Raw genomic sequence first — 20,994 nt, 5'->3', positions numbered from 1 at the left:
CTCCAGCCTCGGCAGGGCGTGTTTCGCAACCCGAATACTGCGGTTACGCCGCTATCAACTTGGCCTCACACCGCAGATCGGCCGATGTGCGGGTGGCGTCACCTGCGTGAACGAGTTACGGCGTTGCTCAGACAGCTCTCAGTCGTTGTGGATAAGACTAGTACCCATGCGGATACTCGTGGTCGACGACGATCGGGCGGTGCGCGAGTCATTGCGCCGATCTCTCACTTTCAACGGCTACACCGTGGATACGGCCGGCGATGGCATCGAGGCGCTGGAAAAGCTCGTCGCCGAACGCCCCGACGTGGCGATCCTCGACGTGATGATGCCACGCCTCGATGGCCTCGAGGTGTGCCGTCGGCTGCGTTCCACCGGCGATGACCTGCCCATTCTCGTGCTGACCGCGCGCGATTCGGTCTCCGAGCGGGTCTCCGGTCTCGACGCGGGTGCCGACGACTATCTGCCCAAACCGTTCGCGATGGAAGAGCTGCTCGCGCGTCTGCGGGCCCTGCTGCGGCGTTCGGCCCCCGAGGACGGCCCCGACTCGGAGACCCTCACCTTCGCCGATCTGTCGCTCGACCCGGTCACCCGCGACGTCTACCGCGGTGAGCGGCAGATCAGCTTGACGCGCACCGAGTTCGCGCTGCTGGAGATGTTGATGGCCAACCCGCGCCGGGTGCTCTCGCGCAGCCGGATCCTCGAAGAGGTGTGGGGTTACGACTTCCCGACCTCGGGTAACGCACTCGAGGTCTACGTGGGTTATCTGCGCCGCAAGACCGAGGCCGACGGGGAGACACGTCTGATCCACACGGTGCGTGGCGTCGGCTATGTGCTGCGGGAGACATCGCCGTAGTGGCCGCTTTCGGACCCGGATCTGTCGGCGCCCCGGCGGGCGGTGGTCGGTGAGTTCACCGCACGGCCCGGCCACCGACCCCGGTGCGTCGATACCGCGCCGCCTGCACCGGCAGGCGGCCCGGCGCTGGTTCCGCTTCCGCCACCACACCGACCGGGAGATGCGGGCACCGACGGCGCTGACCCGATCGGTGTCGCTGCGGGTGCGGGTCACCTTGCTGTCGATGACGGTGGTGTTGCTGGCGGTGACCCTGATGGCCGGCGCGGCGTACTTCGTCGTCTACCGGGCCATGTACAACGAGATCGACACCGGCCTAAAGAGTCGCGCCGACGGCATGACGGCGCTGGCCAAGACCGGCACGCTCAATCAGCGTCCCGGTGCGCTGGTCACCGGAACCGTGTTCTCCACCAACATCTCCATCGCGCTGGTGCGCCCCGACGGATTGGCTCTGCGGATCGGTGACGTGCCGTTCGGTGACGCCGAACGCGACATCGCCGAATCGACGAACAGTCCCGGCAACAACAATCAGAGCCTGCACACCGTCGCGCGCCAGCGGGTGCTCGCCCGCAAACTCGACGACGGCAACACCCTCATCCTGGCGCAGTCGTTGCTGCACACCGATCGCACGCTCAAACGGCTCGCCTGGGTGCTGTTCGTCGTGGGCTGTGGTGGGGTGGCGCTGGCCGCCCTGGCCGGGATGACCGTGGCCCGGGCCGGGTTGAGACCCGTCGCCAGACTGACGCGGGCCGCCGAACGGGTGGCCCGCACCCAGGATCTGACGCCGATCCCGGTGACCGGTAACGACGAATTGGCGCGTCTGACCGAGAGTTTCAACACCATGCTGCGTGCGCTCGCCGAATCGCGGGACCAGCAGGCACGTCTGGTCGCCGACGCCGGCCACGAGCTGCGGACCCCGCTCACCTCGCTGCGCACCAACCTCGAATTGCTCATCGCCTCGAGCGAACCGGGCGCGCCGGCGGTGCCCGCCTCGGACATGGTGGAACTGCGCTCGGACGTGATGGCGCAGATCGGCGAATTGTCGACCCTGGTCGGTGATCTCGTCGACCTCGCACGCGAGGACGCCCCGGAGGTGGTGCACGAGGAGCTCGATCTCGGCGAGGTGGTCTCCGGTGCGCTCGAGCGGGTCCGGCGCCGGCGCACCGACATCGAGTTCACGATGACCCTGACGCCGTGGTACGTCTTCGGCGATCAGCACGGCCTGGCGCGTGCGGTGCTCAACGTCCTCGACAACGCCGCCAAGTGGTCGCCGCGCGGGCGCACCGTGGAGGTCGTGCTCAGCCAGCTGAATCCGACGACGGCCGAACTCGCCGTCGCCGACGCCGGCCCGGGCATCCCCGAAGAGGATCGGCAGATGGTGTTCGAGCGGTTCTACCGGGCCACCCAGTCGCGGTCGATGCCGGGTTCGGGACTCGGGCTGGCCATCGTGCGGCAGGTTGTCGACCGGATGGGCGGGACGGTCCGCGCCGAACAATCACATCTCGGCGGGACGGTCATCCTGATGACCTTGCCCGGTCATCCCGCGCCGGTGGAACCATCGCCGCGGGTGGTTCGTCAGTAGAGAGGTACGCGGTGCAGATGACATCCGGGCGGTGTTCGCGCGCAGGCCAGGGTGGTGATCGCCTAGGGTTATCTGCGCCACGATGCAACGGTGGTGGCCGGTTGTCGGCAGGGCGGATGCCTGTCGGATACCGGCAGCAGTGTCGGAACAGGATTTTCGGACGACAGATGTGGGGACGACGATGACGGGTGGAGGTTCGCACCGCGGGCCATATGACGGTTCGCAGGACTCCGGCGAATCCGGGTGGTCCGGTGCGTACGGCCGTCCGGGCGGCCAGGAATCCGGCAATCCGGGTGGCCCGCCCTCGGGGGCCGGTCCGTCGACCGGGCCCGTACCCGCGTACCCAGGGTCGCCCTACGGCGGTTCGCCGGGGGCGGCGCCGTGGGAGCGGTCACCGGCATTCGGCGACACCAGCGGCGCGTCCACGAGCGAACCCCAGTCGCAGACACCGGGTTTCGGCCCGGGAGGTGCTGATCGGACGCAGTCCTTCGGGGCGGGGCCGGGCGCAGGTTACGGCACCGAATCCCAGGGTGCGCACGGCACTCCCACCTCCGCGTATGGCCCCGGAACGGGTCCGCTGGGCCCGTCGGGTCCCCCACCGGGTACCGGGTTCGGCCCGCCACCGGCGGGCGGCGACCCGCAGGGTCCGCACAAGAAGTCGCGTGGCGGATTGTTCGCACTCCTTGCCGCCGGTGCCGTGGTTCTCGCGCTCGTCGCCGGCGGCGTCGGCGGGGTCGTCGGCGCCCAGCTCGACGACGACTCGACGACCAACACCGCGAACAATCAGCCGCTCGGCGGCGATCCCAGCTCGCGCGATTCCGGCGAGGTCCCGGCCCCGGCCGGATCGGTGCAGCAGGTGGCCGCCGACACCTTGCCGTCGGTGGTGTCGATCGACGTCACCGCAGGCAACGAGCAAGGTGAGGGATCGGGCGTCGTACTCAGCGCCGACGGCATCATCATGACCAACAATCACGTCGTCAGCGGCAGCAACGGCCGCCCGGCCGGCGACGTCGTGGTCAATTTCCAGGACGGGTCGCGGGCCTCGGCACGGGTTCTCGGCGCCGATCCGATCTCCGACATCGCCGTCATCAAGGTCGACAAGACCGGTCTGCGCCCGATCAAGGTCGGCACCTCCGACAATCTCGCCGTCGGGCAGGACGTGATCGCCATCGGTGCACCGCTCGGCCTCGAGGGAACGGTGACCACCGGCATCATCTCGGCGCTGAACCGGCCGGTCTCGACCACCCGCGAGGGTGACACCACCTCGGTCATCGACGCGATCCAGACCGACGCGGCGATCAACCCGGGCAATTCCGGTGGTGCGCTGGTGAATGCGCGGGGCGCGTTGATCGGCGTGAACACCGCGATCGCGACGCTGGGCGGCAGTAGTCAGGAACAGCAGAGCGGCAGCATCGGTCTCGGCTTCGCGATCCCGATCGACCAGGCGATCCGCGTGGCCAACGAGCTGCGTGACACCGGCAAGGCCACCCACGCCGGCCTCGGCGTGTCGGTGCGGCCGAGCACCGATCCGAACGCCCCCGGTGCACTGATCGCCGACGTCCAGGCCGGTGGGCCGGCCGCCGCGGCCGGAATCCCGAAGGGGGCGGTCGTCACGAAGATCGACGACCGTAACATCACGACCGGAGACGCACTGGTGGCCGCCGTGCGCTCGTACAAGCCCGGTGATCGAGTCCAGGTCACCTACACCGCCGGTGGCCAGACCAAGACGGCCACGGTCACGCTGGCCACCTTGCAGTCGAACTGACGCCCGCCACGCAGATGCCGTCGGCCTGACCGAGAACCGCAATCACCACGAGCACGCCGCAATCGTGCCGACTCGCAGAGAGGACAGTGGCCATGATGACCAGCGACTCCGATTTCCAGGTGGCCGAGAACGCGCCGACCGAGAAGGTCGAGGTGGATCCGGCCGACGTCGTTGCCGCCGACGCCGCGGCCCGCGCCTTCGCGGCACGCCATGGCGGACCGGCCCGCGACGGTGCCGGTGACGAGGCGGGCCGCGCGCTCGTCGTCGTCGTCAGTGACCGTGTTGCGCACGGCGACGTCGACAGCCCGCTGGGCCCACTGGTCGGTGAACTGCTCGACGAGGCCGGCTTCCACGTCGATGCGACGATCCTCGTCCCCGGCGACGAGGTGGAGATCCGCAACGCGCTGAACACCGCGGTGATCGGTGGCGTGGACCTCGTGGTGTCGGTCGGCGGCGTCGGGGTGGGCGCGCGTGACGTCACCCCGGAGGCTACCGACCCGCTGCTGGATCGGCGCCTGCATGGCATCGAAGAGGCCGTGCGCAGCTCGGGTCTGGCCGCCGGCGCGACCGACGGCGGACTTTCGCGCGGGCTGGCCGGAATCTCCGGGCAGACGCTCGTGGTCAACATCGCCGATTCCCGCGCGGCCGTCCGTGACGGCATGGCCACCGTTGCTCCGTTGGCCAAACACGTCATCGACAGCATTCGGGATTTCTGAACGCACACCGGGCAAGAAACTCGGCCGGGGTGATTTTCGGTTCAGGAGGGTTTTATATGGCTTCTGGAACATATGACGGAAACAATGCCGCGACGCCGCCGACAGAAGGCGGGCCATCGTCCTCCGGGGAATCGTCGGCACAGGTCAGGCGGGCCGCCCGCCGTCGCCGTGACCTCGACGCGATCTTTGGCGATGCACTTCCGGACGTTACCCGCGATGATCGTGATGAGCATCACAAGAGTGAGGGTCGCTCGCGTTATGACCGCGAGCGGCCACCGCACTATGAATGACGCTCGCAGCGCCGCATTCAGCAAGTTTTCCTTTTGTTAACTTCCGCGCTTTCGGCAGAGGCCGAGTAGCGATTCGCGATAGTGAAGGCCGACGCCGAGACACGGCTGATTCCAGCTGTTGCCCTCTTTGTGATTTCTCAGATAGCGTTCGCCGGGACAACAACCGGTGCCCAGCGTGGAGGACCGGGAGAGGGTCCTGTGGACTCGCGCGAGCGGGGCTGCAGCGGTGGCAAGGTCTGTTCACGTCCCCGTAACCCCATCGATGCGAACGGGTTACCGGGATCGGACACGATTCCTTCGATCACCAAGGTCACAACCGGAGGTGTGGGTTGCACCGCCCGGAGATACAGCAGAATCCTGTGAGAGGGAACGAATGAGCAAGTTCAGCAAGCTTGGGCTGCGCCGTGCTGCGGGTGCATGCGCCATCACCGCCGTCGCGGCGATCGGGCTGGCAAGCATGGGGTCGGGGAACGCCGCGGCGGCTCCCCTCGCCAACGGCCAGAAGGTCGTCACCGGCCTCGACGGCGAGAGCATCAAGACCTCCCGTACCGCCGAGTCGCAGTTCTCGGTCGCGCGCGTCGCCAACAACGGCCTCGGCCGGACCGCGCTGCTTTCGGGCACCTACGCCGCCCAGGGCAGCGACGGCGTCAACGGCAAGTTGAGCGTCAAGATCCTGGCCGGCTGCCAGATCGACGTCAGCGGTTTCTCGGCGACCACCGGTGGCTCGCTTACCGTTGCGCCGCCGTCGCTGACGCTCAGCGGCGGGATCAGCCTGCCGATCAAGCCCGGTGAGGCGACCATCCAGGACGTGTCGGTCACCAAGAAGTTCAAGTCGGGCAAGGGTGCGGCCGTTCAGCTCTCGAACTTCGAGATCGAGTTCCCCAACTGCGGTGGCTACGCTTCGGCCCGCACCATCGTGGTCGCGACCGGCGCCAAGGGATACGACATCAACGCCGACGACGACACCGTCACCGGTGAGGGCACGCTCCTCAAGTCCACTCTCTACGGCCAGCCGTTCTTCGTCAGCTGACCCAAGCAGATAACCAACTCTCAAGCTCTATCTGCTTCGGGCAGATGCACATTCCACGAAGGGGAATCATGAAGAAGATCATCACACGTCGCGTTGCGGCGGGCGTCGGCGTTGCCGGTGCCGCGTTGATGGCGATCACCGCTGCCGGTTCGGGCGATGCGTCGGCGTCGCCGGTGGCGAACACCACGTTCACCAAGACCCTGGTCGACGGCACCCCGGTCACCATCCAGCTGTTCGGCCAGGACGTGAACTACCAGAACTCGATCGTCGAGTCGTTCAACCTGGTTCGTGAGGTCTGGGTGTCGGGCAAGGTCCGCGTCACCGTCGGCGGCAAGGCCACCGGTGGCACCGTCGCGGCCGGTTACATCGTCGGTTGCCAGGTCGACATCGGGCTCGGCGCAGAGAGTGGCGTCGACGGTGGGGTTACCGCAACGCCGAAGCCCGGCAGCAATCCGCCGGTGTCCGCCTCGCCGAGCGGTGAGGGCACCGCTGGCACGACTCTGAGCCTCGGCCCCGGCCAGGCCGGCTACGTCCCGATCGTCCAGGAGAAGGACAGCGACGGTGACGGCGTCAGCGACTACACGTTCACCGGTAACAAGGGTGGCGTCGCCTACAGCCAGGAGCGCTTCAAGGTCAGCAACTGCGGTGGCTTCGCCGAGGCCAAGGCCAAGGTGACCGTGACCGTCGACACCGATGCGGTCAAGGGTGTTGTGACCCTGTACGGCAAGCCGTTCAGCATCGGCTGATCTATCGCGTCCGGACCGTCAGGTCCACCACGCAACGCAGCATCATCTAGAAACACATCATCTAGAAACAAAGGGCGGGAAACCGGAATCGGTTTCCCGCCCTTTGGCGTTCCATGCGCCAGGTGATCGTTCAGGAGTCGTTGGGTCGCTGGATGTTTCGCCGCGAATTGCGCTCGCCGGCGCCGCGCGCCCACCGCGAACGCAATCCCCTCAACGGACGCGGTCCGCGCTCGACGCGAGCGGCTTCGTGCGGAGGCCCGTAGGGGTTGCCGTCCCTCCGGGGGCGCTCGTTCGGCGCGGTCGAGGTAGGCGCTCAACTGCCGGCGCGGTGAAAGACAGCGAACGGCCCGCGTCCACCAGGACGCGGGCCGTTCGGGTCTGGGCCGGTCGGGCCCGGTCAGCGCGAATGCCGGCCGGGGCCCTCCGGCGGATGCTCGCCGGGATACTGCTCCCCCGGATACTGGTCGCCGGGATACTGCTCACCCGGGTAAGGCTGCCCGGGCCGCGGATTCGGGAAGTTGGCGGGCGGATGGTTCCCCGGGGGCGGGTAATTGCCGGGCTGGCCCCCGGGCGGCGGGGGATAGTTGCCGGGCGGCGGGTAGTTGCCCGGTGCGGGCGACGGCGTCGGAGCGCCCGGGCCGGGATACGGCGCGGTTTCCGGTCCCTGACCGGGATGCTCGGGAGTCGCCAACGGACCCGAAGGCGCGGGATCGGAGTAGGCGATCGGTCCCGAGTAAGGGCCGGGATCCGAGTACGAGCCCGGGGCCGAGTGTGACGAGGGGGCGGGCGGGGCCGAAGGCGAGGGCGGCGGCGTCCTGAACTGCCTCGTGGAGGTGTCGTCCGGCCCGGTCGGGCCGTCGCCCGGTCCACCGGTCGGAGGCCCCGACGGATCGCTGAGGTGTGGCGGCAACACCGACTCCGCCTGTTCCCGTGCCGCCGAGCCGGAGTCGTCGGGGGAAAGGAAGTCCCGGATCTCGGTCAGCAGCGAGATCTCGGTGACCTCGGCTTCGTTGGGCTTGCGGCCCAGCGAGGCGAGCTTGTTGTACGGAACGATGATGATGAAGTAGACGACGGCCGCGACGATCAGGAAATTGATGATCGCGGCGATGAGCCCGCCGAAATCGAGAAATGTCGCATTGTTGTCGGTGACCTTGAATCCGAGACCACAGACGGAGACCGGGGCGTTGACGGCGTCGCCGCTGGCCGGTGTGGCAGGGGCGCAATCGCCGCTTCCGGTCGGAATCGCCGCGAGCAGCGGATTGATGATCCCTTTGGTGAAGGCGGTGACGATGCCGGTGAACGCGGCGCCGACGATGACCGCGGTCGCCAATTCGACGACGTTGCCTCTGAGTATGAAGTCCTTGAAGCCCTTGAGCACTCTCCGGTCCTTCCTGATCGGTTTCTGGTGCCAGGTATCCATGCCGTCAAAGTCCCCGAATGGACAAGGACTTTCACGAAACTCTATCCGGGATCGTAAACGAGACTGGCCAAATTGTTCAGCCGAGTCAATGTGACGCGCCGGTCCTGGCGAGCAGGGGTGCGACGGAGGCGTAGCCGTCCGGGTCGAGATCGGGGGACCACGCCGGCCCGGTGAACACGCGCGCGGTGCCCGGTGCCGACGACCACGCCGGCCAGCCGGGGTCACCGCCGATCGTCAGGCCGATCGCCGCGGCGTGGGTCCGGTCGGCAAGTGACTGCGGCGGACGGCGGCCCGTCAACACCTCGACCCGGACGGCGTCGAGACAGTCGAACCAGAACGGTACGTCGATACAGTGCACCGCCCACCCCCGCATGGGGCTCGGCGGTGCGGACCGGAATGCGTAGCGGTACACCCATGTCGGGGCGGTGCCGCGGGCCCGCGCGATGCGCACGACCGTGCTACGGAACACGCGGTCGGTGAGGTAGCGGCCCAGCAGCGCGGCGCGCCCTCGCGCGGCGACCTCGCGATTCGCGGCGAGGTATCCGGAGCGCTGCGCTCGCGGGAGTCCGGCCGCGCCGAGCAGAGCTGTCAACGGAAGCCACCGGAGAATGGTGGCGGCGCGGGGGTTTTTGGCGGCACGGGCGACTAGCACCGAGAATTCGTCGTCGGCGGCTCCGACAACCAGCGGTTTGTCGGCGCCGACGCCGGCGGCGATCGCGTCGATGGTCGGCCGGGTGATCAGCTCGCCGTCGATCGACGGACCGAAATGCAAGCCGTGGGTCAGGAGCTCCCGGGCCGCGCCCAGACTGTTCACTTCGGTGAGGGCCTGCTGTTCCTCGAGGAGCCGCTCCTCGGTCACGGTCGACAGGCCGGCCCGGGTCGGGGCGACGCCGAGGCCGCCGGCGATGGCGCGCCCGAGCGCTTCGGACCGATCGACCGCGATGTCGGTGGTGGCCGCCGACATCGCCCACACGCGGTGGAACAGGTGCTGGGCTGCCGGCATCGCGAGCAGCGTCAGCACCGCCCCGCCGCCCGCGGACTGGCCGGCGATCGTGACCTGCGACGGGTCGCCGCCGAAATACGCGATATTGTCGTGCACCCACTGCAGTGCCAGCAGCCAGTCGCGCACCCCGCGGTTCGACGGCGCGTCCTCGATCCAGCCGAACCCGTCGAATCCCAGGCGGTAGGAGATGGTCACGGTGACGACGCCGTCGCGGTTGAACGAGCGGCCGTCGTACCAGGGGCTCGCCGGTGAGCCGGCGAAGTATCCGCCGCCGTGAATCCACACGAGCACCGGGAGCGCGGCATCGGTGCCCGGGGCCGGGGTGAAGACGTTGACATTCAGCGTGGCCTCGCCCGGGACGGACGGCTCGGGGATGAGTGTCACGCCGGGATCGCCGCGCTGTGCCGTCGCCCCGTAGTCGAGCGCGTCGCGTACGCCCGCCCACGGTTCGGCGGGTACCGGCGCGGCGAACCGCAGATCACCGACCGGCGGCTGCGCGAACGGGATGCCGAGGAACGCCGCCGACCCACCGGCTTCCGGCTCGCCGCGCCAGCAACCGCGTACCCGTCCGGTGACGGTGTCGGCCTCGGCGTGGTGGATGGTCCCCGTGTCATCGGTCCCTGTGCTGTTGGCCATGGCGGCGTCGGTCATGCACTCTTCCTATCGCACGCCGCCCAACTCAGTGCAGGACCACCGCGAGCGCCGCGTCGAGCCCGGCGCCGGCCACCCGGTGTGCGGCGCTCTCGGTCATCGCGAGCAGGATCGGCGGCGTCGTGGTGTTGCGCGTGGGCGTCGCCGCCGCGGTGGTGGGCACGAGCGCCACGATGGCCCCGCCCGCCAGGATCTGCGCTTGCGCGTTGAGTACGTCGACGACGTCGCCGGCGCGCAGCAGCGAGGCGACGGTGTCGTCGGCCAGGCGGATCGGGACCAGCCGCGCGTCGGCGCGCCCGGTCAGCTGCATCGGCAAACGTGGTGAGAGCAGCCGGGATTCGGTGACGACCTCACCGGTACGCACCGGGCCGGTCACGGTGTGCGCCTCACCGTCGGCCCGCAGCCGTAACGCGCCGTCGGGAACGAGCTCGACGGGAAAGCGGAGTTCCCGCAGATCGGTGCCGGTGATGGCCTGGCCGGGCAGCAGATCATGTGCGGCGACCAGGACCGGGGCATCGGTGGTGGCACGCTGGCCGCCCACCTCGACGACCACGGCGACGGCCACCAGCACACCGGACGCGACGCGCCGGATCATCACCGACCGTGCCCACCCCGGCCGCACCGCGTACGCGACGCGGTCACGCAGCCGCGGACCGAGTGCCGTTCCCCGCCTCCGAAGGTCCATGCGGCAGAACGATACTGGCGTGCGGGCGCCACAGTGGACGGGTGACGGCCGGCTGTGGACAGACCCCGGGCTTCACACGGTGTTTCCACAGAGATGTGCGTGCCGATTGGACGCAACCGGGGTCGAACCGGGAGAATGGACGGCGGTGTGCCGGGAAGTCTGGTCGGCTCCGTCCTCGAACAGGGCGGATTCGTGCCGACCCGATCGCAGATCTGCACCGATCGCGATCCCGACCGAATCAGGAGCTGCCGATGGCAGAACCCGAATTCACCCCGCCCACCTCGACCCGCCGCGACCGGTTGCGCCGCATCCTCGCCCTCGACACCACCAGCGGCATTCTGCTGCTGGCCTTCGCGGCTGTCGCGGTCGTGTGGGCCAACACGCCGTGGCGGCACGCCTATCACGACCTGCTGGCCATCGAGGTCGGCCCGGGATCGCTGGATCTGCATCTGTCGCTGGAACAGTGGGCCGCCGACGGGCTGCTCGCCATCTTCTTCTTCGTGGTCGGGGTGGAACTCAAACACGAATTCATCGCCGGGAGCCTGCGTGACCTGCGGTTGGCCGGGGTGCCGATCGCCGCGGCCGTCGGCGGGATGATCAGCCCGGCGCTCGTCTATCTCGCCGTCGTGGCCGCCATGTCCGGCGACTCCTCGGCGTTGCACGGCTGGGCGACGCCCACGGCCACCGACATCGCCTTTGCTCTCGCGGTGCTGGGGATCTGCGGGCGCGGTCTGCCGCTGGCATTGCGCACCTTCTTGCTCACCCTGGCAGTGGTCGACGATCTGCTCGGCATCATCGTGATCGCCACCGTCTACACCGACACCATCGACCTGCTGACGCTGGTGGCCGCGGTGCTCGTCGTCGCCGTGTTCGCGATCGCGGTCCGCGCGCCACGGACGCGCTGGTGGGTGCTGCTCCCGCTCGCCGTCGTGGCGTGGGGACTGATGCATGCGTCGGGCGTACACGCCACCGTCGCCGGTGTGCTCCTCGGGTTCGTGGTGCCGGCCAAGCCGATCCGTAGTGAAAAGACCAGCCGCGCAGAGGTTTTTGACGACGCCGTCCGGCCGTGGTCGTCATCGGTGGCGTTGCCGCTGTTCGCATTCGCCGCGGCCGGGGTGTCGGTGGTCGGTGCCGGGGGTTCGCTGGTGCAACCGGTGTCGATCGGCATCGTCGTGGCGCTGGTCGTCGGCAAGTTCGTCGGGGTGCTCGGCGCGACCGCGATCATGACGCGGTTCACCCCGCTGCGCCTGCCCGACTCGATCGGGCTGCGTGACCTCGTGCCCATCGGCATGCTCACCGGTGTCGGGTTCACCGTCGCGCTGCTGATCGCTGAACTGTCCTTCGGTGAGGGCGAGCATGCGGCGCCGGCCAAGGCTGCGGTCCTGTGCGGCTCGGTGGTGGCCGCCGCCCTCGCCGCGGTGCTGTTGCGCTGGGACGCGCGCAAGGCCCGCGACCCCGACATGAACTGCGACGGCATTCCCGACCACGACACCGAGGTCATCGGCGGCTGAACCCGTCTTGGCGCCCTCTCCGGCACTGTTCTTGGCACCCTCTTTGGCACTCGGAATGTCGGAGTGCCAGTCTCGGTTAAACTAGGCAAGATTTCATACGTTTCCTGTGGAGGTTTGCGGTGCCCACCTACTCGTACGCGTGCACGGAGTGCGACAACAAGTTCGATATCGTCCAGTCGTTCTCCGACGATTCGCTCACCGAGTGCCCGCAGTGCGCGGGCCGATTGCGCAAGCTCTTCAACTCCGTCGGCATCGTCTTCAAGGGCAGCGGCTTCTACCGCACCGACTCACGCAACGGCTCCACGTCGTCGGAGAGCGCGTCGTCGTCGGAGTCGAAGTCCGAGTCCAAGTCGGATGCCAAGTCGTCCTCGGACTCGTCGTCCGCCAGCTCCGGCTCGTCGTCGAGCGACTCGTCTTCGTCGTCGAGCAGCACCAAGGCCGCGACTCCCGCGTCTGCCTGAGTCGGTCCCGATCACCCCAGCTTTTCGAACCCGCCGCCCGGCGTGAGCGCCCATCCCATGGGCACGTCGTAGGCGTCGGCGGGTAGGTCGTCGACGAGTTCGTCGTCGTAGACGACTCCCACCAGCTCGGCCCTCGACCCGCCGATCGTGCGGTCGTAGTAGCCGGCACCGCGGCCGAGGCGGATTCCGGTGTGCGCCACGGCCAGCGCCGGTACAAAGATGACCGCCGCGTCGTCGACGGCATCGGCGCCCAGGCGCGGGCCACGCGGCTCGAGCAGACCGAACCGCCCGCGCTCGAGGGCGTCCGCCGGCCCCGTGTCTGCCAACCGATAGTGCACCCACTCGAGTGGCCGCGGATCGCCTGCAGGCACCGCGGGCAGCAGCACCGCGCACCCGCGCTCATGCAACGCATCCACGAACTCCACCGATCCCGGTTCGGCGCCGATGGGCACGTAGGCCGCGATCGTCACGCTCGGTCCCAGCCGGAACGGACTCGACGCGAGATGGGTGATCAGCGCCGACGCCGCGTGCGCGCGATCGGTGGCAGGCATCTGCGCACGCCGGGCCGCGAATCGCGCCCGCAATTCGGCCTTCGTCGGCACCGCCGCCTCCTCTCGTCCCGTCTGGACCGGCAGCCCGCCGCCGAGCCGGTGTGACGCTCGTCTCGGCCGTACTGTCCGCCCAGCGTCGCACCGCGGTACCTGTGGCTCGTTCCCGGCATCCGACACTAGGGTGTTCTACATGACCAGCGCGAGTAGCTCGACGACCGAGTTCCCGGAGTACAGCGACACCCCGGACACCCCGCCGATTCCGCGCACCGCGGTGGTCCCGGCGGCGGGCCTGGGCACCCGGTTCTTGCCTGCCACCAAAACCGTGCCCAAAGAACTGCTGCCCGTCGTCGACACCCCCGGTATCGAGCTGGTGGCCGAGGAGGCGAAATCGGCCGGTGCCGAGCGGCTGCTGATCGTCACCGCACCCGGCAAGGACGGGGTGGTCGCACACTTCGTCGACGACTTCGTCCTCGAGAGCACCCTGGCCAAGCGCGGCAAGCAGGCCATGCTCGCCAAGGTGCGCAAGGCGCCGTCGCTGCTCGAGGTGGCATCGGTGGTGCAGGAGAAGCCGCTCGGTCTCGGTCACGCGGTCGGCTGTGTCGAGGACTACCTCGACGACGACGAGGACGCCATCGCGGTCCTGCTGCCCGACGACCTCGTACTGCCCGGCGGCGTGCTCGAGGTGATGGCCCGCACGCGTCAGCGCCGCGGCGGCTCGGTGCTGTGCGCCATCGAGGTACCCGAGGATCGGATCAGCGCCTACGGGGTCTTCGACGTCGAGGATCTGCCCGACGCCCACAACCCGAACGTGAAGCGGCTCAAGGGCATGGTCGAGAAGCCCGAGCCCGGGCAGGCGCCGTCGAATCTGGCTGCTGCGGGACGATACATCCTCGACCGCAAGATCTTTGACGCGTTGCGCCGCATCAAGCCCGGCGCCGGCGGTGAACTGCAGTTGACCGACGCGATCGCCCTGCTCATCGAAGAGGGCGAGCCGGTACACGTGGTGGTCCACCACGGCACCCGCCACGACCTCGGCAATCCCGGCGGCTACCTGAAGGCGGCCGTCGACTTCGCCCTCGATCGCGACGACTACGGCCCCGATCTGCGGGAGTGGCTGACCGAACGCCTCGAGCGGGACTGAACGGCCGGGCACGCGGTGTGCGACGGTGCGGTGTCTCCGCGCGCCTGCCGCGTGCACGCCGCGGCGGCGGCTAGCCTCTATGCGAAGGTCGCCCGGGCAGGGATCCCGGCCGATGACGTTGCACGCGGCCGGCGGCGGAGTGAGGTGAGATGCGTTCGGTTGAGGATCATCTGTCGTTGGTGACGGCCGCCGCGGTCGCGCCACGCCCGGTACGTGTGGCGATCTCCGAGGCGCAGGGCCTGATGTGCGCCGAGGAAGTCGTCACCGAACACCCGATGCCGGGCTTCGATCAGGCCGCCGTCGACGGCTATGCGGTCCGCGCGGTGGACGTGGCATTCGCCGGGGTGCCCGCGCCCGAGGACGTCGAGGCGTTCGACGCCAACGGCGCCGAACTCATCGACCTCGAGGCCGGTGAACCGATGATCGTGTCGTTGCCGGTCGTCGGCGAAGTCGCGCCCGGCGCACGCACCCCGACCCGGCTCCAGCCGCGGCAAGCGGTTCGGGTCGAAACCGGTGCTCCCATGCCCACTCTCGCCGACGCGGTGGTCCCGCTGCGCTGGACCGACGGCGGTGACTCGAAGGTCAAGGTCGGCCACGGGGTGGAGAGCGGCGACTATGTGCGGCGCGTCGGCGACGACGTGCAGCCCGGTGACGTCGCGGTGCGCGCCGGATCGATCATCGGGTCGGCGCAGGTCGGCCTGCTCGCCGCCGTCGGCCATGCCCGGGTGCTGGTACATCCCCGGCCGCGGATGTCGGTGATCTCCATCGGCTCCGAACTCGTCGATATCGACCGCACACCCGGCCCCGGCCAGATCTACGACGTCAACAGCTACGCGCTGGCCGCGGCCGCGCGCGACGCCGGCGCCGACGTCAACCGCGTCGGCATCGCCGAACGGGACAGCTCCCGCATGCGCGAAGTTGTTGAGGCTCAACTGATCCGGTCGGAGATCGTGGTGATCTGCGGTGCCATCGGCGGCTTGGCGGGGCATGCGGTGGTCGACGCGCTGGCCGACCTCGGCGACCTCGAGATCGTGCGGGTGGCGATGCACCCCGGGTCGGTCCAGGGTTTCGGCCGGCTCGGCCGTGACGATGTGCCCACCTTCTTGCTGCCTGCCAATCCGGTCAGCGCACTCGTCTCCTTCGAGGTGATGGTGCGCCCGCTGATCCGCATCGCGCTGGGCAAACGGCAGCCGATGCGACGGGTCATCAAGGCGCGCACCATCGGTCCCATCGCGTCGGTCAAGGGCCGTAAGGGATATCTGCGCGGTCAGCTCATGCGGGACGAGCGGTCGGGGGAGTACCTGGTGCAGGTCCTCGGCGCGTCCCCGACCGGCTCGAGTCACCTCCTGGCCGAACTCGCCGAGGCGAACTGCCTCATCATCGTCGAATCCGACGTCGAAGAACTCGGCATCGGCGACGAGGTCGAGGTGGCCTTCCTCGCCCAACGCGGCTGACATCTGGCCGCGCTGCGCGCATGAGCCGGTTACCGCCGCGCCGCCGACCGGTCACCGCATAGACTCCCTGATGTGTTCAGGTGGCTGAGTGGCGACCCGGTCAGTCCGGGATGGCCGGCAACGTTGGGACCGCTGGGGACCCCGGCGGGGGCGGTCACCGTGCGGCCCGTGAAATTGCGGGATGCCAAGGACTGGAGTGAGCTGCGCATCCGCAACCAGAACTCGCTGCTGCCCTGGGAACCGACGGGCATCGGCCCCTGGGCGTCGCGGCATCAGGTGAGTTCGTGGCCGCCGCTGTTCGCGGTCCTCAAATCCGAGGCCAAGCGGGGCACGTTGCTGCCGTTCGTGATCGAACTCGACGGCCGCTACATCGGGCAGCTCACCGTCGGCAACATCCAGCGCGGAGCGGTGCGCACGGCGTGGATCGGATATTGGATCGACGCAGGCCATGCCGGCCAGGGCATCACCACCGCGGCCGTCGCGCTGGGCGTCGACCACTGCTTCGGGCCGGTCGGACTGCACCGCCTCGATGCGACGGTGCAACCGGAAAACGTTGCCTCCCAAGCGGTGCTGCGCAAGATCGGCTTCCGCCGGGAAGGGCTGCTGGAACGCTACATGGACGTCAACAAACGGTGGCGCGATCACTACCTCTACGCCCTGACCGTCGAAGAGGTGACCGGCAGCGCCGTCGAGACCCTCGTCCGGTCGGGGCGGGCGGCGTTCCTGTAGCGGCCCCGGCTGCTCACGTCGCCGGCTGGCCGAGTCGCCGGCTGCTCAGCCGCCGAAGAACAACGCGAGCGCGTGCGCCGAGTCGAGCGCCGACGACACGTTCGCGGCACACACCACGCCGGTTGCCACCGCGAGCACCGTCAGTGCGGCCGCGGACGCGTATCGACGGCTCCGGTGTCCGGCCGGGGTTCGGCGGGCCGCGGCTGCGATGCCAACCGCCCAGCCGCCGAAGGCGACGACGAGGACGGCGGAGATCACAGCGAAAGCCTTGTGGTACAGGGCGAAATCGTCGACGAGGACCGAAAGTGGCGCAGACATGACACCACTCGGGTGCGTCAGTTGCGCGTACGCCTGCGCGCTGATGGCACTGATCCGGGGATCGCCCGCGTCGGTGGCCAGCGGTATCAGCGTGGAGAGCGGGGCGACGACGCCCTGCAGGTTGGCGGCCACGATCGTCAGCGCCAGGGCGGCGACGACTGCCGCGGGCGTGGCGCGTACCAGGTGACGGCCGGAACCGTCGGGCGCCGTCGGGGTGCGGCGGCCACCGCGGTAGAGGTCGATCGTCAGGCGCACGGCGACGACCAGAAGTGCCGCCGCCAGAACTGCTTTCACGATGTGGAAGCGTTGCCAGTAGTCGACGAGACCGGCCAGATCGTCGGGGAGCTGTGCGGTGCCGCGGGTCCAGAAGTCGACGACGGCGTCGGCGGTGGCTGCTGACATGTCGGCGGGTCGGCCGCCGCCCAGCCCGGCCAGGGGTGCCGGGAGGAGCATCGTCGCCGCACCCAGGGCGACCGTGGTGCCGGCGAGGGCGATGACCCGACGAGGGCCGGGACGGCTGGATAAGTGAGTAGTCATGGGCGAGAGTGTCTTTCGGATGGAGGATGGGGCGTCTACCATCCTTCGCATGGGGTTGGTGCCACCGCATCGGCGGTGCAAACGGTTCTGTCTCCTGTGGACTCCTCCGCGCGGATGACGGGGGAATCGTCCGCGCGGAGGGTGCTGGGGGCGCGGTGCGGCGACTACAGTCACCGTGCAGGTCGTCGGGTTCGTGCGGTCGGTGGCCACGTGTCGGCTGCTGTCGGTGGTGGTGCCGGTGGTGCTCGTACTCGGTTGTGCGGCAATCCAACTCGTCCAGCGGACCGGTCCGATCGCCGATCGACTGGTTGCGGGACCAATTACTCACCCGTTCGCCACTCGAGGCTAGGTGTTCGTTCAAGGAATGTTTTCCGCGATTCCCGTTTTGGGGGGTCTTTCCCGGTCCGGAATTTCCGCCTACCGCCCCTACCGGCACGGATGGGAATCAATGAACGCGGTGTCGGTCTTAGTTAGGTTGCCGAATCCTGTGAGTCGTGGTTAGGTATCTGGGAACGGTTCAGAATCTGACATCGCACATCCACTACGGTGTACTGGTGGGTATGAGGGAGGCGTCATGTGAGCGATGGCAATCCTCGAGGAGGTCTTCCAAATCATCGACCTTAAGACTGGAAACGCCGACGTCAGCAACAGTTGGCGAAATGATCTGAGCAGGGCACTCGGTATCGCACGAGACGTGATGCAGTCGGTCAAAACGAACATCCCGCGGCCTCCCAAGACCGCGCCGCCGCCCACTCCGCCGGCGGCAACGCCATGAGGCAGTTCGATCGGGCTCAGCCGACAAGCTCACAAGAGACATCGATACAGGACACGACAGGAACGAGGACATAGTGGGCGTTGGAGCGAGAGGCTGGCGGGAATTGGCCGTCGGTGCCGCCGAGATCCTGGGTGAGGACTGGGTGCTCGCAGGCAAAGGGGCCTCAACGCGGTTGGTCCGGGCGCCCGTCGGACGGTGGCTGCAGTTCGTCGGCTACGAAGACACCCGTCTGGGCAGGCTCATCGCTTACAACACATTCCTGGGCCGGCCACCGCAGGCTTCGCAATCAGGTGACGGGCCGGCAACGATTAGCGATCACTTCGTTATGTCGGGCGAGCAACGGCCGCGACGCTTTGACACCCTTGGCTTGGCCGAAGGCGTCGCGCAGTGGGCGCAGGCAGTCGACACTGAGGTGTTCAAATCAATCACCAGCGTTCGAGAAGAACTGGAACTGCTAGAGACAGCCAAGGTTCAACGTGAAGCCGTTGGGCAGTTCCTTTTCGAGGCAGCATCCCTCCAACGGCTGGTGTCGATGCGAGTGGTGTGCGGGTCGCGTTCTCGTGAGGAGTTGGTCAGCGATATCGATTCGGTGCTTGCCGATCCGTTCCTTGAGCGGTACAAGCCGTACGCGTCGACGCGGAAGAATCCACGTACCTATCAGGAGTACTTCACCGCTCTGCGGGGTGCGGTGGCGAGTGGTGATCGAGGTGCGGTCGAGTCGGTGGTCCGGGAGGCCCGCATCGATAGCTTGCGGTTGCTGGGTGTTCCGGATGAGGCGATCGGTGATGTGGTGTTCCCGGAACCGCAGGTGTCGCTATGAGTACCTACGGCACCGTCGTTATCGCTGATGTCCCGGATGAGGATGCGGCGCAGCGGTTATTCGATCAGTTCCGCGAGGTGTTGGGCCGTACGTTCACTGGGCGTACTAATCTGCCGTTCCCGATGCGTAACCCGCTCGATGACACCGAGATCGAGGTGGAGGCCGGTGACTCGTCGGTTCGGGTGACGCTGCTGGTCAATGGGGCGGTCGCGGCAGGCAAAGCCGCCGAGGTGTTCACAGGTGTGGGCGCTGGGCGGGCGGTGATGTGCGAGGACGGCGACGAGTGGGGTGTGACGGTATCGGGCTGGCGACTGACCGACGGCGATGCCGAATGTGTCTACCGCGCCTACCTGCCGGCTGAGGACGGCGCGGTCGACGACCAGGCAGCCGGCCACGTCGTGACAGGCCGAACGGCTGCTACCAGACTGGCTGAGCTGTTCGACGTGGAACCCGACCCGGTACGAACGCTCGATGCCGACCCAACTCCGATCAAGGTCGGCATCGGCTACATCGCAGACCCGTTCCTGCCGTGGCTGCACAACCTTGATCTCGACTGGCCGGAATTCTGACTGACCTCAGTGCGATATTCCAGCACCCGGAATCGTCTCGCGAACGGAACAGGCAGGCCACAAAAACCGGCGTTCATAAAGGCATAGGCGGTGTCATACCCTCGAAGCAACGGTAGCCGAGAGGCGTTGGTGGACAGGGGCTGTGGTGGGACGCAGGATGTTGACGGTGGAGGATCGGACTGAGATCGCTACCGGGATCAAGGCGGGTTGGTCGGTGACCGCGATCGCGGCGCATGTCGGCCGCTGCAAGTCGGTGATCTCACGAGAGGTCCGCCGTAACTCTACCGCGGCGGGGTATCGGGTGGTGGCCGCAGAAAAGCGGGCCACTGCCGCGAGGACACGTCCGCAGTCGCGTGCGATCGATGCCGATCCGGTGTTGGCCGCACGGGTGCGAGCGGATCTGAAGGCTTCTCGTACACCACGCCAGATCTCGGGGCGGTTGCGGCTGGAGGCATCTGAAGACAATGTGGAACTCATGGACGGTTCCCTCGATGCCCAGGGCCGCACGGTCTCACACGAAGCTATCTACCGGTGGATCTATGCGCACCCCGGAAAGGAGCTCGCTAAACAGGGAATCATGTTGCGCAGCAAGCAGGTTCAACGCAAACCTCGCAAGAAGGTCGGTGAGCGCAACGCGCGGATCGTGGGCATGATCTCCATCGATGACCGTCCGACCGAAGCTACCGACCGACGCGTGCCCGGCTGGTGGGAGGGGGACCTCATTGTGGGTGCCCGCAACAAGTCCGCCGCGGTCACCCTGGTCGAACGCAGCACCCGCTACACGCTGATCCTGGGGCTGCCCGACGGGAAGAAGGCCGTCGGTGTAGCCGATGCGTTGATCGACCATCTCCACGCGTTGCCGGCGTTCATGCGGCAGGGGTTGACCTGGGATCAGGGCACCGAGATGGCTGAACATGCCTCGGTCACCGTAGCCGCTGACCTGCCGATCTACTTCGCTCACCCACATTCGCCGTGGGAGCGTCCCTCCAACGAGAACACCAACGGACTGATCCGCGAGTACCTACCCAAAGGCACCGACATCACCAGCAATCAGGCCTACCTCGATGCCATCGCCCGCGAGCTCAACGAACGCCCACGACAAACCCTCGACTTCTACACCCCCCGCGAGAAGTTCGAAGCCCTCCTACGAGACAACGTTGCTTGCACGGGTTGACACCGCCCATATCATGATTCGCTGGGTAAGTCGAGTGAATGGCAGAACCAGTTCCGGAGAGACTGAACGTGAACGTCGCCGCGTAGAAATTGTGCCGAATACGGCCTAATCGAGTTGTTCAAAGTTTCCCTCTGCAACGAGAGGCGGTCCCCGTTGGGGAAGTCCACTGCCATCAGATCGCCCAGGCCGCCTGCAATCCTGCCCCATTGTTCGTTG

The 20,994-nt window shown here is 67.9% G+C and carries 19 protein-coding genes; 14 read left to right on the top strand and 5 right to left on the bottom strand.

What is annotated here, in order from left to right:
* Positions 1 to 166: 166 nt before the first annotated feature.
* The 6 genes from ACLQ3C_RS18205 to ACLQ3C_RS18180 all read left to right on the top strand — a co-directional run bounded on the left by ACLQ3C_RS18205 (position 167) and on the right by ACLQ3C_RS18180 (position 6,979).
* A complete protein-coding gene (locus tag ACLQ3C_RS18205) occupies positions 167 to 853 on the top strand; it encodes a response regulator transcription factor (RefSeq protein WP_425706499.1) in 687 nt (228 codons plus the stop codon).
* Positions 854 to 1,013: 160 nt separating this feature from the next.
* Positions 1,014 to 2,432 carry an ATP-binding protein gene (locus tag ACLQ3C_RS18200; RefSeq protein WP_425706522.1) on the top strand — a complete coding sequence of 473 codons (1,419 nt, stop codon included), beginning with the start codon at positions 1,014 to 1,016 and terminating at the stop codon, positions 2,430 to 2,432.
* A gap of 181 nt (positions 2,433 to 2,613) precedes the next feature.
* The gene (locus ACLQ3C_RS18195; RefSeq protein ID WP_425706498.1) at positions 2,614 to 4,197 is read left to right on the top strand and encodes a S1C family serine protease; all 1,584 of its coding nucleotides are present in this window, start codon (positions 2,614 to 2,616) and stop codon (positions 4,195 to 4,197) included.
* Positions 4,198 to 4,289: 92 nt separating this feature from the next.
* Positions 4,290 to 4,913: a MogA/MoaB family molybdenum cofactor biosynthesis protein gene (locus ACLQ3C_RS18190; RefSeq protein WP_425706497.1), complete on the top strand. Its 624-nt coding sequence runs from the start codon at positions 4,290 to 4,292 to the stop codon at positions 4,911 to 4,913.
* A gap of 663 nt (positions 4,914 to 5,576) precedes the next feature.
* Positions 5,577 to 6,233 (top strand): MspA family porin, encoded by a 657-nt coding sequence (locus tag ACLQ3C_RS18185; protein WP_425706496.1) that lies wholly within the window; start codon positions 5,577 to 5,579, stop codon positions 6,231 to 6,233.
* A gap of 68 nt (positions 6,234 to 6,301) precedes the next feature.
* Entirely contained in the window at positions 6,302 to 6,979 is a 678-nt protein-coding gene (locus ACLQ3C_RS18180) for an MspA family porin (RefSeq protein ID WP_425706495.1), read from the top strand.
* A gap of 397 nt (positions 6,980 to 7,376) precedes the next feature.
* Here ACLQ3C_RS18180 and ACLQ3C_RS18175 read toward each other — a convergent pair whose 3' ends face one another.
* From ACLQ3C_RS18175 to ACLQ3C_RS18165, 3 genes are all read right to left on the bottom strand, one after another.
* A complete protein-coding gene (locus ACLQ3C_RS18175) occupies positions 7,377 to 8,357 on the bottom strand; it encodes an MscL family protein (RefSeq protein ID WP_425706521.1) in 981 nt (326 codons plus the stop codon).
* Between the two features lie 127 nt (positions 8,358 to 8,484).
* A complete protein-coding gene (locus tag ACLQ3C_RS18170; protein ID WP_425706494.1) occupies positions 8,485 to 10,053 on the bottom strand; it encodes a carboxylesterase/lipase family protein in 1,569 nt (522 codons plus the stop codon).
* Between the two features lie 28 nt (positions 10,054 to 10,081).
* Positions 10,082 to 10,738, bottom strand: a complete 657-nt coding sequence (locus tag ACLQ3C_RS18165) for an SAF domain-containing protein (protein ID WP_425706493.1) — start codon at positions 10,736 to 10,738, stop codon at positions 10,082 to 10,084.
* Between the two features lie 251 nt (positions 10,739 to 10,989).
* Between ACLQ3C_RS18165 and nhaA the strand changes: the two genes are divergently transcribed.
* Positions 10,990 to 12,249 (top strand): Na+/H+ antiporter NhaA, encoded by a 1,260-nt coding sequence (nhaA, locus tag ACLQ3C_RS18160; RefSeq protein ID WP_425706492.1) that lies wholly within the window; start codon positions 10,990 to 10,992, stop codon positions 12,247 to 12,249.
* A gap of 119 nt (positions 12,250 to 12,368) precedes the next feature.
* Complete coding sequence (locus ACLQ3C_RS18155) at positions 12,369 to 12,710, top strand: FmdB family zinc ribbon protein (RefSeq protein WP_425706491.1); 342 nt, start codon at positions 12,369 to 12,371, stop codon at positions 12,708 to 12,710.
* An 11-nt stretch (positions 12,711 to 12,721) separates the two neighbouring features.
* On the opposite strand, the gene ACLQ3C_RS18150 is transcribed toward ACLQ3C_RS18155, so the two are convergent.
* A complete protein-coding gene (locus tag ACLQ3C_RS18150; RefSeq protein ID WP_425706490.1) occupies positions 12,722 to 13,312 on the bottom strand; it encodes a 5-formyltetrahydrofolate cyclo-ligase in 591 nt (196 codons plus the stop codon).
* A gap of 139 nt (positions 13,313 to 13,451) precedes the next feature.
* Here ACLQ3C_RS18150 and ACLQ3C_RS18145 point away from each other — a divergent pair, with 139 nt between their 5' ends.
* From ACLQ3C_RS18145 to ACLQ3C_RS18135, 3 genes are all read left to right on the top strand, one after another.
* Positions 13,452 to 14,402, top strand: a complete 951-nt coding sequence (locus ACLQ3C_RS18145) for a UTP--glucose-1-phosphate uridylyltransferase (protein WP_425706489.1) — start codon at positions 13,452 to 13,454, stop codon at positions 14,400 to 14,402.
* Between the two features lie 149 nt (positions 14,403 to 14,551).
* Positions 14,552 to 15,856, top strand: a complete 1,305-nt coding sequence (gene glp, locus ACLQ3C_RS18140) for a gephyrin-like molybdotransferase Glp (protein ID WP_425706488.1) — start codon at positions 14,552 to 14,554, stop codon at positions 15,854 to 15,856.
* A gap of 72 nt (positions 15,857 to 15,928) precedes the next feature.
* Positions 15,929 to 16,585: a GNAT family N-acetyltransferase gene (locus ACLQ3C_RS18135; RefSeq protein WP_425706487.1), complete on the top strand. Its 657-nt coding sequence runs from the start codon at positions 15,929 to 15,931 to the stop codon at positions 16,583 to 16,585.
* Between the two features lie 45 nt (positions 16,586 to 16,630).
* Here ACLQ3C_RS18135 and ACLQ3C_RS18130 read toward each other — a convergent pair whose 3' ends face one another.
* The gene (locus tag ACLQ3C_RS18130) at positions 16,631 to 17,440 is read right to left on the bottom strand and encodes a hypothetical protein (RefSeq protein ID WP_425706486.1); all 810 of its coding nucleotides are present in this window, start codon (positions 17,438 to 17,440) and stop codon (positions 16,631 to 16,633) included.
* Positions 17,441 to 18,318: 878 nt separating this feature from the next.
* Here ACLQ3C_RS18130 and ACLQ3C_RS18125 point away from each other — a divergent pair.
* The 3 genes from ACLQ3C_RS18125 to ACLQ3C_RS18115 all read left to right on the top strand — a co-directional run bounded on the left by ACLQ3C_RS18125 (position 18,319) and on the right by ACLQ3C_RS18115 (position 20,778).
* Entirely contained in the window at positions 18,319 to 19,035 is a 717-nt protein-coding gene (locus ACLQ3C_RS18125) for a hypothetical protein (protein ID WP_425706485.1), read from the top strand.
* On the top strand, positions 19,032 to 19,604 hold the full coding sequence (locus ACLQ3C_RS18120; protein WP_425706484.1) for a hypothetical protein: 573 nt from the start codon (positions 19,032 to 19,034) through the stop codon (positions 19,602 to 19,604). Before ACLQ3C_RS18125 ends, ACLQ3C_RS18120 begins: the two co-directional genes overlap by 4 nt.
* Positions 19,605 to 19,761: 157 nt before the next feature.
* Positions 19,762 to 20,778, top strand: coding sequence for an IS30 family transposase (locus tag ACLQ3C_RS18115; RefSeq protein ID WP_425706520.1), 1,017 nt, complete (start codon positions 19,762 to 19,764; stop codon positions 20,776 to 20,778).
* The last annotated feature ends 216 nt before the right edge of the window (positions 20,779 to 20,994 follow it).

This window comes from Gordonia sp. DT30, from assembly GCF_049844915.1.
GTDB lineage: Bacteria > Actinomycetota > Actinomycetes > Mycobacteriales > Mycobacteriaceae > Gordonia.
This window is presented reverse-complemented; position numbering and strand designations above follow the sequence as displayed.

Coding starts and splice junctions, on each gene's coding strand:
- ACLQ3C_RS18205 (WP_425706499.1), top strand. CDS start 167: ATGCGGATACTCGTGGTCGACGACGATCGGGCGGTGCGCGAGTCATTG.
- ACLQ3C_RS18200 (WP_425706522.1), top strand. CDS start 1,014: ATGCGGGCACCGACGGCGCTGACCCGATCGGTGTCGCTGCGGGTGCGG.
- ACLQ3C_RS18195 (WP_425706498.1), top strand. CDS start 2,614: ATGACGGGTGGAGGTTCGCACCGCGGGCCATATGACGGTTCGCAGGAC.
- ACLQ3C_RS18190 (WP_425706497.1), top strand. CDS start 4,290: ATGATGACCAGCGACTCCGATTTCCAGGTGGCCGAGAACGCGCCGACC.
- ACLQ3C_RS18185 (WP_425706496.1), top strand. CDS start 5,577: ATGAGCAAGTTCAGCAAGCTTGGGCTGCGCCGTGCTGCGGGTGCATGC.
- ACLQ3C_RS18180 (WP_425706495.1), top strand. CDS start 6,302: ATGAAGAAGATCATCACACGTCGCGTTGCGGCGGGCGTCGGCGTTGCC.
- ACLQ3C_RS18170 (WP_425706494.1), bottom strand. CDS start 10,053: ATGACCGACGCCGCCATGGCCAACAGCACAGGGACCGATGACACGGGG.
- ACLQ3C_RS18165 (WP_425706493.1), bottom strand. CDS start 10,738: ATGGACCTTCGGAGGCGGGGAACGGCACTCGGTCCGCGGCTGCGTGAC.
- nhaA (WP_425706492.1), top strand. CDS start 10,990: ATGGCAGAACCCGAATTCACCCCGCCCACCTCGACCCGCCGCGACCGG.
- ACLQ3C_RS18145 (WP_425706489.1), top strand. CDS start 13,452: ATGACCAGCGCGAGTAGCTCGACGACCGAGTTCCCGGAGTACAGCGAC.
- glp (WP_425706488.1), top strand. CDS start 14,552: ATGCGTTCGGTTGAGGATCATCTGTCGTTGGTGACGGCCGCCGCGGTC.
- ACLQ3C_RS18130 (WP_425706486.1), bottom strand. CDS start 17,440: ATGACTACTCACTTATCCAGCCGTCCCGGCCCTCGTCGGGTCATCGCC.
- ACLQ3C_RS18120 (WP_425706484.1), top strand. CDS start 19,032: ATGAGTACCTACGGCACCGTCGTTATCGCTGATGTCCCGGATGAGGAT.
- ACLQ3C_RS18115 (WP_425706520.1), top strand. CDS start 19,762: ATGTTGACGGTGGAGGATCGGACTGAGATCGCTACCGGGATCAAGGCG.